Source organism: Albimonas pacifica, from assembly GCF_900113695.1.
Taxonomy (GTDB): Bacteria; Pseudomonadota; Alphaproteobacteria; order Rhodobacterales; family Rhodobacteraceae; genus Albimonas; species Albimonas pacifica.
This window is the reverse complement of record NZ_FOQH01000006.1, coordinates 171,882-181,812: the sequence shown is the minus strand read 5'-3', so window position 1 is coordinate 181,812 and position 9,931 is coordinate 171,882. Positions and strand designations below refer to the sequence as shown.

The 9,931-nt window shown below is 74.8% G+C and carries 10 protein-coding genes and 1 tRNA gene; 2 read left to right on the top strand and 9 right to left on the bottom strand.

Translation table 11 applies throughout. The annotated features are described in order from the left end of the window. Positions 1-235: 235 nt before the first annotated feature. From BM064_RS14615 to BM064_RS27485, 6 genes are all read right to left on the bottom strand, one after another. Positions 236-778 (bottom strand): AAA family ATPase, encoded by a 543-nt coding sequence (locus tag BM064_RS14615; RefSeq protein WP_143103340.1) that lies wholly within the window; start codon positions 776-778, stop codon positions 236-238. Beyond that, positions 775-1,779: a methyltransferase gene (locus BM064_RS14610; protein WP_143103339.1), complete on the bottom strand. Its 1,005-nt coding sequence runs from the start codon at positions 1,777-1,779 to the stop codon at positions 775-777. The genes BM064_RS14615 and BM064_RS14610 overlap by 4 nt, the downstream gene beginning before the upstream one ends. Positions 1,780-1,888: 109 nt before the next feature. After that, positions 1,889-1,965 (bottom strand) — tRNA-Pro (locus tag BM064_RS14605). A 79-nt stretch (positions 1,966-2,044) separates the two neighbouring features. Beyond that, on the bottom strand, positions 2,045-2,416 hold the full coding sequence (locus BM064_RS14600; protein ID WP_092860527.1) for a DUF427 domain-containing protein: 372 nt from the start codon (positions 2,414-2,416) through the stop codon (positions 2,045-2,047). An 11-nt stretch (positions 2,417-2,427) separates the two neighbouring features. Next, positions 2,428-4,239, bottom strand: a complete 1,812-nt coding sequence (locus BM064_RS14595; protein WP_092860526.1) for an aminopeptidase P family protein — start codon at positions 4,237-4,239, stop codon at positions 2,428-2,430. 93 nt (positions 4,240-4,332) lie between these two features. Continuing rightward, positions 4,333-5,208 (bottom strand): hypothetical protein, encoded by an 876-nt coding sequence (locus tag BM064_RS27485; RefSeq protein ID WP_092860525.1) that lies wholly within the window; start codon positions 5,206-5,208, stop codon positions 4,333-4,335. A gap of 152 nt (positions 5,209-5,360) precedes the next feature. Between BM064_RS27485 and BM064_RS14585 the strand changes: the two genes are divergently transcribed. Beyond that, positions 5,361-5,879: a cold-shock protein gene (locus BM064_RS14585; RefSeq protein ID WP_245779170.1), complete on the top strand. Its 519-nt coding sequence runs from the start codon at positions 5,361-5,363 to the stop codon at positions 5,877-5,879. Positions 5,880-6,297: 418 nt separating this feature from the next. Then, entirely contained in the window at positions 6,298-6,771 is a 474-nt protein-coding gene (locus BM064_RS14580) for a DUF192 domain-containing protein (protein WP_092860837.1), read from the top strand. A gap of 181 nt (positions 6,772-6,952) precedes the next feature. Here BM064_RS14580 and BM064_RS14575 read toward each other — a convergent pair whose 3' ends face one another. The 3 genes from BM064_RS14575 to BM064_RS14565 form a co-directional block, all read right to left on the bottom strand. Then, positions 6,953-7,126, bottom strand: a complete 174-nt coding sequence (locus tag BM064_RS14575) for a DUF1328 domain-containing protein (RefSeq protein WP_092860524.1) — start codon at positions 7,124-7,126, stop codon at positions 6,953-6,955. Between the two features lie 180 nt (positions 7,127-7,306). Beyond that, a complete protein-coding gene (locus BM064_RS14570; protein ID WP_092860523.1) occupies positions 7,307-9,031 on the bottom strand; it encodes a chloride channel protein in 1,725 nt (574 codons plus the stop codon). 328 nt (positions 9,032-9,359) lie between these two features. Further along, positions 9,360-9,881: a thioesterase family protein gene (locus BM064_RS14565; RefSeq protein WP_092860522.1), complete on the bottom strand. Its 522-nt coding sequence runs from the start codon at positions 9,879-9,881 to the stop codon at positions 9,360-9,362. Between the last annotated feature and the right edge of the window lie 50 nt (positions 9,882-9,931).

The following is a 9,931-nucleotide window of genomic DNA, read 5'->3' as shown; positions in this document are numbered from 1 at the left end:
GAACCCGATCCTCCCCCTGAACGCCTCGCATCGAATTCATGTTGAATTCATGTGCGATCAACGCCTTACACCCCCGCCTCCCTGCGACCGGAGGTTGGGGAGCGCCATATTCATGTCGCGTTTCCCCCGGGGCAAGACAAAATTCAGCCTCTTTTCGGCAGAGACGGACCCGAATTTTGGAATTCATTGGAAGCCGTGGAGGAATGGTTGGAAAACCGCAACGATCCGATACGGCTCAACCGCCGGATGTGAACGCGGCCTGAACCAGATCCGCCTGAACGCCGGGCGACGATTCGCCGTCGATCGTCAGGTCCGCGAGCGGACGCACCTGTTCCGCCTGGCGTTTCAGGGCCGGACGGACGATCCGGGCATAGGCCGCGAGCCAGCCCTGCAGCCAGGCCGCGGGCATCCCCGGATGAACGGCGAGGGCCGACAGCTTGCGCGCCAGCGCGAGATCCGCGGGGATCTCGATCCAGGCCATGCGGTCGATCAGGGCGCCGGTCCCGGGGTGGGCGCGGCCGAAGGGCGTCTCGAGCAGCACCGGCCCGCGGGCGGCGGCGGCGCGGATCGCCTCGGCGAGGCCGGGAACCGCGATCTCGGCCGGGTCGGCGCCGCGGGCGAGCCAGGCCTCCACCGCCTCGGGGGGCTGGTGGGTGAAGGTCTCGTGATCGTCCCAGTCGAGCCGGGCGGCCCCCGGCATCCGCGCGGCCAGCCGCGCGGCGAGCGTCGACTTGCCCGCCCCCGGCGGCCCGCAGATCGCGATCACCGGCCCGCTCACGGCGCCCGCCCCGCGATCACGAAGAAGGGCAGCGAGGGGTGGGCGCGCCGCGGCGGCCCGGGGACCAGGCCCACGCGGGCCATCATCGCGGCGTAGGCCTCGGGCGGACGGAAGAAGGGGGCGAAGACCAGCTCGGCCGCGAGGTGGAAGGGCGCGGGGGCCGCGGTCTCGATCGGGCCGCGCTCGGTCACGATCACCGGGGCGCCGGGGGCGGCCGCGGCGCGGGCGCGGGCGAGCAGCGCCTCGGCCTCCTCGGGCGGCCAGTCGTGCAGGACCGACTTGAACAGCACCGCGTCGGCGGGCGCGGGCCAGGCATCGCGGCGGGCGTCGCCGGCGAGGAAGCGCAGCCGCTCGGCCCCCGGCCGGCCGGCGCAGCGCTCCCGCCCCAGGGCGCAGACGGCGGGCAGGTCGAGCACGGCGGCGCTCAGCCCGGGACGGGCGGCGAGGATCGCCAGCGCCATCTCGCCGGCGTTGCCGCCGATCTCCAGCAGGCGGCCGCGCTCGGGCAGCGGCAGGGCGGGGACCAGGCGCGGGGCCTCGGCCTCGGTCAGGGCGCAGACATGCTCGACCCAGGGGCGGGCGGCCTCGCGCCCGGCGGCGTCGTCGGCCTGGGCGAGGTCGTAGCGGTAGAGGCGGAAGGTCTCCGAGCGCGCCATGTGCCGCGGCAGGTCGGCGAAGACCGCCGCCGGGTCCGCCAGCAGGTCGGCGGCGGCGCGGGCGAGGAAATCGAGCCGCGCCCGCAACGCCCGCCCCCGCGCCGCGTAGACCGGCGCGAAGCGGGGGGCGAGGGCGACGCGCGCGCCGTCGCGCGCGATCACGCCCTCGGCCGCGAGCAGGTCGAGCAGCTCCGCCGCCGCCGGCCCTTCGGCGGCGAGCGCGGCGGCCTCCGCCGGGGCGGCGGCGAGCCGGTCCAGCCAGCCCAGCGCCAGCGCCGCGCGCAGGGCGGCGACGCCGGTGAAGCGCTCGAGCCAGGGATCTTCGGGGTAGGGAGGGTCGTGCATGGGCGCCTGTCCCGCGGGGAGGAAGGCCATCATGCACGCGCGCAGGCCGGGGGGCGAGCCCCCTGCCCCGCGGATCGCCGCCGGCGGGGCGCGGACAGGGGGGACCGGCTGGTCGGGGCGGCGAGATTCGAACTCGCGGCCTCCGGTACCCAAAACCGGCGCGCTACCAGGCTGCGCTACGCCCCGACCGGCCCCCGATACCCCGCCGCCGAGGCAGGGGCAAGCCGCCCCGGTCGGCGGCGCGGAAGCGGGGGCGCGAGCGGGGTCAGAGACGCTCGAGCGTCACCTGCTCGGGGTCGAAGGCGATGTGGCCGGCCAGCGCCTCGGCGCCGGCGGCGGGGCTCTCGAGGATCCAGGCCGCGGCGCGCAGGGCCGCGCTGACGCCGATCACGTCCAGAAGCCGCGCCCGGCCCAGGCCCGGCAGCTCGAAAGTCGCCTCGGTGCGCTCCAGGAACGGCTCGCCGGCCTCGGCGCGGGGCAGCCAGACCATCGGCGCGTCGTCGGCGCCCAGGCGCGATTCCAGCGCATGGGCGCTCTCGGCGATCACCGCGTCGGCGGCGCGGACCACGCGCACCCCCTCGGCCGGGCGGATCGTGGCGAGGGGGGCGGCGCCGGGGGCGGACTCGGGGTGGGGCATGGGTCTCTCCCTCAATCGGCGAGCGGCGCGCAGGCCGCGGCCAGCCAGTCTCGGTCGGCGGGATCGGGCAGCAGGGGCGTCAGCGCCTCCGCCACCCGGGCGTGGTAGGCGTCGAGCCAGGCCCGCTCCGGCGGGTCCAGCAGCGCAGGGACGATCAGGCGGCGGTCGAGAGGGGCCAGCGTCAGGGTCTCGAAGCCCAGCATCTCCCGCTCGCCGCCCTCCGGCACGGCGGGCGGCGTGACGGCGACCAGGATCTCCAGCCGGATCCCCCATTCGCCCTCGCGGTAGCAGCCGGGCTCGTCCGAGAGGATCATGCCCGGCTCCAGCGGAACCAGGCCCCGGCGCGAGATCGAGGCCGGCCCCTCGTGCACGCCCAGGTAGGCGCCGACCCCGTGGCCGGTGCCGTGGTCGTAATCGAGCCCGCCCTTCCACAGCGCCTGGCGGGCCAGCGCGTCGATGTCGCGCCCGGCGAGACCGGCGGGCCAGCGCGCCATGGCGATGGCGATCATGCCCTTGAGCACCAGGGTGAAGGCGCGGGCCGCGCCCTCCGGCGCGGGGCCGGTCGCCATCGTGCGGGTCACGTCGGTGGTCCCGTCGGGATACTGGGCGCCCGAGTCCACCAGCAGCAGCTCGCCGGGGACCAGGGTGCGGTCGGTGTCGCGGGTGACGCGGTAATGCACGATCGCCCCGTTGGGCCCCGCGCCGCAGATCGTGTCGAAGGAGATGTCGCGCAGCTCGCCGGTCTCGGCGCGCAGGGATTCCAGCTTCTCGACGGCCGCGATCTCGGTCATCGCGCCGGTCGGCGCGGTCTCGTCCACCCAGCGCAGGAAGCGCACCAGCGCCGCGCCGTCGCGCAGGTGGGCGGCGCGGGCGCCGGCGAGCTCGGCGGCGTTCTTGCGCGCCTTGGGCAGGATGCAGGGGTCCTGGCCCCAGTCGATCCTCGCCCCCGCCGCCTCCAGCCGGTGGGCGATCCACACCGGGCAGGTGGCGCGGTCGAGCAGGATCGTGCGCCCCGCCAGCGCGTCGAGCGCGGGCCCCAGCGCCTCGGGCGCGGCGATCTCGACGGCGTTGCCCAGGTGCCGGCGCACCGGATCGGTCAGCTTCGCGGCGGCCACGAACAGCGTCGCGGTCCCGTCGGCGCGCAGCAGGCCGAAGGCGTGGGGCGCCGGCATCCGAGTCACGTCCGAGCCGCGCACGTTGAGCAGCCACGCCAGGCTGTCGGGCAGCGTCAGGACGGCCGCGTCGCGCGCGGCCTCGGCCAGCTCGCGCCCCAGCCGCGCCCGCTTGGCGGCCGAGGGCTCGCCCGCCAGCGCGTCCGGGTGCACCGACAGCGCCCCCATCGGGGGGCCCGGCTGGTCGGGCCAGGCGGCGTCGACGAGGTTGGCGGTGGGCGCCAGCTCGGCCCCCGCCTCGGCGCAGGCGCGCTCCAGCGCCTCCACCTGCTCGCGGCCATGCAGCCAGGGATCGTAGGCGAGGCGCTGGCCGGGCCGCAGCGCGGTCTTCAGCCAGGCCGAGAGGGGCGTCTTCTCGATGGCGACCCGCTCGAACGCGGGGTCGACCTGCTCGCGGGCCTGGATCGTGTAGCGCCCGTCGATGAACAGCGCCGCGCGGTCGACGAGGACGGCGCAGGTCCCGGCCGAGCCGGTGAAGCCCGTCAGCCAGGACAGGCGCTGGTCGCGCGCGGCGACGGTCTCGCCCATATGGGCGTCGCCGCGCGGGACGAGGAAGCCGTGCACGCCCTGCGCGGCCATGCGCTCGCGCAGCGCGGCCAGCCGGGCGGGGCCCGCGGCGCGGTTCCCCTGGGTCTCGAAGCTCTGGAACATGGACGGCCTCTTCAGGTTCGCGCGGAGGCTAGGGCGAAAGCGGCGGGGGCGAAAGGGCCGGCGGGGGCCGCGCGGGCCCCCGCCGTCGCCGGCTCAGGCCCCGGTCCAGCGGGTCAGGCGGCGGCGCTCGGCGGCGTAGGCGACGGGATCCCAGCCGACCGAGAGGATCGCGCGCGCCCCGTCGTCGCGCACCAGCGCGATGCGCTCGCGGAAGCGGCCGCGCGACAGGCCCTCGACGGTGCGCGAGCCGGTCCACTCCCGCCCGTGCAGCAGCATCCGCGCGCCGCCGTCGGGCGCAACCAGGATCAGCGCCGGCGTGCCGGGCGAGGGATAGAGGGCCAGCAGACGCTCCCCGTCCGGGGCCGCGGATTCGGAGGCGGCGAGGTCCACGTCGATGTCGAGATCGGGCGAGACCAGCCGCGCCGAGACCCCGGGCGCATAGTCGAAGACCGCCGGCGGGGCGAGCGCGGCGTCGTCCAGCGCCACCGCCCGGCAGCCGCAATCCGCCCCCGCGCCGGCGGCGGCCAGCGCGTCGAAGCAGGCCTCGAGCGCGGCCTGCGCCGCGGACCGGGGGTCGGCGCCCGCCGCCTCGATCCGCGCGGGGCAGCTCTGCGCCGGCTCGCCCAGGGCGAAGGCGCGCGAGCTCCCGCCGCCGACGGGACGCGACAGGAACCGCCGCCCCTCGGGCGAGCCGTAGAGCAGCGGCAGCGCCGCCGCCTCGGCCGGGCGCGGGGGGCGGGGGCCCATGTCGGAGGGGGGGCGGGTCGCGATTCGAGCGGCCCGGTCGGCGACCTCGGCGACGGCGGCGCGGTCGGGGGCGATCAGCGCCTGGGGGGCGGCGCCGAAGGCGGCGAATCTGAACGAAACCGGCCCGGGATTCGGCTGGCGGTCGGCAGGATGAACGACGCTGCACGCGCCCGCTGCGAGGAGGGCGATTCCGGCGAAAATTTTAACCGTCTGGATTTTCAACGCTTTTTCCGATCTCGGACGGGCGACGATGGGTCCGAAGCGGCCGGACTCGCATTTTGTTGCGGCACGTCACATGAATGACGTATATCGGCGTGACGAGTAAGGCACGTTCAGAGTCTGGGGTTAGGTAGTTGACTGGGGAAGTCGTCAAGGTGTCCCGCTTCGTGACCGGCAAGGTCAAGTGGTACGACGCCGAGAAGGGATATGGCTTCGTCGTGCCGTCCGAGGGCGGTCCGGACGTCATGGTGCACGCCGCCTGCGTCCGCGCTGCGGGTCTGTCTTCGCTCGACGAGGGCGCGACCGTGTCGCTGACCGTGGTCAGGGGGGACCGCGGACTGCAGGCGACGGAGGTCATCAGCGTCTCGGCGGGCGAAGCCGCGACCGTAACGGACGAGCCGAAGGAGGCGCGGCCGACGGAGATCGCCGCCGAAGCGCAGGCGGAGGGGGAGTTCCTTCCCGCCCGCGTGAAATGGTTCAACAAGCAGAAGGGGTTCGGGTTCCTCAACGTGTTCGGGGATCCCGCCGACGTCTTCGTGCACATGGAGACCCTGCGCCGTCACGGCTTCCAGGATCTCCAGCCCGGCGAGGCGCTGTGCGTGCGCCTCGTCACCGGTCCGCGCGGCAACATGGCCGGCGAGATCTGCCGCTGGGAGGAGGTCGTGCGGGTCTGAGACCTGCGCGGCGCCCCCGACGGCCCAGCGACCGACCCCGCGAGGTCGGCGCACGCTGAAGACGTTGCGAACGCCTCGACGCCCCCGGCCGCCGCCCGCGGCCGGGGGCGTCGTGCTGCGTGCCGTCCGGCGCGCGGCTCGGCGGCGCCCCGAAGGGTCGCCCCGCCCTGTGCGGGACGCCCTGCCCTGTCCGGGACGCCCTGCCCGGTGCGGGACGCCCTGCCCTGTCCGGGGCGACGTGCCCTGTGCAGACCGTCTGCGGGCCCGCCCTCTCCGCCCCGATCCGCTTTCCCCGCGGCGCCCGGGCTCGGCGCGCGCCGGCGACGCGCCTCGCGCGCGTCGGGGGCCTCTCGCGCGGCGCCGAAACCGTGCGGGCGCGGAGCTTGCATTGCGCCGGCCGGGGGCGAAGATGCGGGCCATGAGCATCTGGACCGCATCGATTCTCGGGCTGGCCGTCGCGGCGAGCCTGCACGCGCCCGCCCTCGCCGCCTGCCGCGAGGATGTCGTCGACCTGAAGGCCGGCGACGCCTCGGCCCGCTTCACCGTCGAGATCGCCGACGACATGGTCGAGCGCGCCCGCGGCCTGATGCATCGCGAGGAGATGCCGCTCGGCCACGGCATGCTGTTCCTGTTCGATCCGCCCCGGGCGGTGGCGTTCTGGATGAAGGACACGCCCCTGCCGCTGGACATGATCTTCATCGACGAGACCGGCACCGTGCTGAACGTCATCGCCAACGCCGAGCCCTTCACCGAGGACCCGCGCCCCTCCGAGGGCGTGGCGATGGCGGTGCTGGAGGTCAACGGCGGGCTGGCCGAGCGCTATGGCATCGGCAAGGGCGCGGTGGTGCGCCACCCCTCGTTCGGCGAGGCCGCCGCCTGGCCCTGCGGCTGACCGAGCGGGCCTGATCCGCAAGGCCGTCGCCGAAGGGATTCAGGGCCTTGTCGCCAAACGCACCGGGCCCCGCGGGCGTCCGCCCGAACCTCGCACGGAGGTCGGGCGGGCGCCCGCGGGGCCCGGCCGCGTCCCGCCCCTGCGCCTGAAGCGCGGGGCGGGATGCAGGTTCGCGCTCGCGTCACACCGGCGGACGGCCGCGGACGGCGCGGGCGATCATCGCGATCAGGAACAGCGCGATGAACACGAAGAACAGGATCTTGGCGATCCCCGCGGAAGCGGCCGCGAGCCCGCCGAAGCCCAGAACGCCGGCGATGATCGCCACGATCAGAAAAGTCAGGGCCCAACCCAGCATCGGTATTACTCCTCTCTCATCTTGCCTGCGCGGCGCATCCCGCCGCGTCGGCCTGAGGAAGAAGGTGGGGGCCGGTTGCGGCGTCTTGGCGCCAGCGGCGGGAAATTTGCGGGGCGCATTGTGGCGTTTTCGCCATCACAAGGGCGAGAGCCGCACGCGAGCGCGCGCGGCCCCGGGCGCTCAGGAATGCTCCTCGCGGTGCGCTTCGACCAGGGCGCGGTTGTAGGCCTTCAGCGCGTCGAGGTGGAAGACCGCGCCCAGCAGCTCGGGCTTGCCCTCGGGCGTCTGCTCGACCACCGGGATGAAGGGGCCGGCGCCGCGCCGCTCGAACTGCGGCAGGGCCTGTTCGAGCGTGTCGGTGGGGGCCAGCGTCACCCCCTGCTCCACCAGGCTCCAGCACATGCCGTCGGGCGCCCCGTCGTCGGCGCCCCGCAGGCGCATCACATGGGTCACCGCGATGGTCCCCGGCAGCCAGGACTCGAGCCCGCCGGCGAGATGCACGTTGCGGCTCTCGAGCAGGGAGAGGAAGAAGCTCTTGTCCACCATCCGCGCGCTGACCACGGTCGCCATCGAGACCGAGGCCATCACCGCCACCCCGGTCTGCCAGTCGCCCGTCAGCTCGAAGATGATCAGCCCGGTCGAGAGCGGCGCGCCCAGGAACGAGGCCGCCACCGCCCCCATCCCCGCCAGCGCATAGAGGATCTCGGAGCCCGAGACGCTGGGGAACACCCCCACCGCGATATAGCCGAAGGCGAGCCCGGTCAGCGCGCCGAGCATCAGCGAGGGCGAGAACACCCCGCCCCCCATCCGCCCGGCCAGCGTGATCGCGAGCGCCGCGGCCTTGATCAGGGCGAAGATCACCGCCTCGTGCAGGCCCAGGTCGCCGGTCAGCGCGCGCGAGGTCGTCTCGTAGCCCACGCCGATCACATGGGGGAACTGCAGCGCGATCAGGCCCAGCAGCAGGCCCGCCACGCCGGGACGCAGCCAGCGGGGGCATCGGCTCCAGCGCTCGAAGCGGTCGCCCCAGGCCTCGGTTACCAGGATCGCCTTCATCGCCGCCACCGCCGCCAGCCCGCAGACCAGGCCCAGGATCAGGAAGGCCGGCAGCTCCTGATAGAAGGCGAGCGAGTGGTCGGGCAGGTCGAACTCGGTGATGTCGCCCAGGTGCACCCGGCTGACCACGGCGCCGGCGATCGAGGCGATGACGATCGGCGCGAAGGCGTGCAGCGCGAAGTGGCGCAGCACCACCTCCATGGCGAAGAGCGCGCCGGCGATGGGGGCGTTGAAGCTCGCCGACACCGCCGCCGCCACCGCGCAGCCCATCAGGTCGCGCGCCGTGATCGGCGAGGCGCCGATGCGGTCCGAGACCCAGGACGACAGGGTGGCGGCGAGGTGCACCACCGGCCCCTCGCGCCCCGTCGAGCCGCCGGTGGACAGCGTCACCAGCGAGGCCGCCGCCGAGGCGAGCCCCGTCTTCATCGGCAGCCGCCCGTTCTTCAGCGCCGCCGCCTCGATCACCGAGGCGACCGAGCCCGCGCGCCCGTCGGCGGTGAACAGGTGCAGGATCACCCCCACCACCAGCCCGCCGATCACCGGCGTCGCCACGATCACCAGCGGATCGAGCCCGGTCAGCGTGCTGTGCAGGCGGTGGTCGTCGGCGCCGTAGATGGCGTTCTGGATGGCGGCGATGGCGAGGCGGAAGCCGATGGCCGCATAGCCCGCCGCCACCCCCACGGCCAGCGCCAGCAGCCAGAAGAACAGGCCGGTGGGGCCATGCTCGACCGCCCAGGCCCGCAGCGCCCGACCCTGCCCGCAGGCCTGCGCGGCCAGCCGTTCGCGCCAGCCCCCGCCCCGTTCCCCGGGGTCCTGAGAGGGGTCCTCGCCCGCTTCGTCCCTGCCCGCCATGGCGCCGTCGTCGCTCCCTGCACGTCCCCTGCCGGCGGGGCGCCGCATCCCGCGCCGGCCCGCCTCGGGGGCGGATCGTTCCGTCCTCGCCGGGGCGACCGCCTCCCGTCCTCGCCCGGCGCGGCCCGCGGCCGGTCCGGCTCCGGTGCGGAGCGCCTCCGGTCGCCGCCGGGCGGCGGATCGCCGCCGGCCCCGTCGGGGCCGGAGCGCATTTCCTCCGCGCGGAGGATCGCCGGCCGGTCCGCCGGCGCCGGCCGCCTCGCCTCTCCGCCGGGGAGGCGAGGCGGCGGCGGGGCGCTGCCGTCGCCCGGGACCGCCCGGGCCGGCCTCAGCCCTTGCGGCGGATGCCGATGACGGCGCCCGCAAGCTCCGGGCGCGGCAGCCCGGCGTGGGCCTTGCCCAGCGCGTCGATCCGCGCCTGGGCCCAGTCCGGATAGGGGGCCGAGCGACGCTTCACAAGGTCCACGTTCATGCCCATCGTCTCGGTGTAGGCGGCGGTGGAGCCGTCCTCGAGGTTGATCATCTCGCCGAAGAAATGCAGGCGCTTCGTGTCCCAGTCGAGCAGCTGCCAGTGGCACTGGAAGCGCTCGCCCTCCAGCAGCTCGCCGACGAAATGGATCTGCTGCTGCAGGATCATCGGGCCCATCTTGAGCTGTTCGGCATAGGCCCCGCCGACGCCCAGCACCTCGTCGAAGATCACGTCCGAGCTCTTGTCGAAGGCCATCGAGTAGTAGGCCACGTTCATGTGGCCGTTGTAGTCGATCCACGCCGGCGGCACCCGCATCTCGGGGGTGGCCAGGGGCGCGGCCTCGAAGGTGGGGATGGGCGCGTCGATCAGGAGTTCGGACATGGGGCTCCTCCGTCAGGGATGGGTCGTTTCTAGTGTCGGACAATGCAACG

Bases quoted from the DNA above. Each gene is read 5' to 3' on its own strand.
- BM064_RS14610 (WP_143103339.1), bottom strand. From the start codon at position 1,779: ATGCACGACCCTCCCTACCCCGAAGATCCCTGGCTCGAGCGCTTCACC.
- BM064_RS14600 (WP_092860527.1), bottom strand. From the start codon at position 2,416: ATGCCCCACCCCGAGTCCGCCCCCGGCGCCGCCCCCCTCGCCACGATC.
- BM064_RS14595 (WP_092860526.1), bottom strand. From the start codon at position 4,239: ATGTTCCAGAGCTTCGAGACCCAGGGGAACCGCGCCGCGGGCCCCGCC.
- BM064_RS14580 (WP_092860837.1), top strand. From the start codon at position 6,298: ATGAGCATCTGGACCGCATCGATTCTCGGGCTGGCCGTCGCGGCGAGC.
- BM064_RS14575 (WP_092860524.1), bottom strand. From the start codon at position 7,126: ATGCTGGGTTGGGCCCTGACTTTTCTGATCGTGGCGATCATCGCCGGC.
- BM064_RS14570 (WP_092860523.1), bottom strand. From the start codon at position 9,031: ATGGCGGGCAGGGACGAAGCGGGCGAGGACCCCTCTCAGGACCCCGGG.
- BM064_RS14565 (WP_092860522.1), bottom strand. From the start codon at position 9,881: ATGTCCGAACTCCTGATCGACGCGCCCATCCCCACCTTCGAGGCCGCG.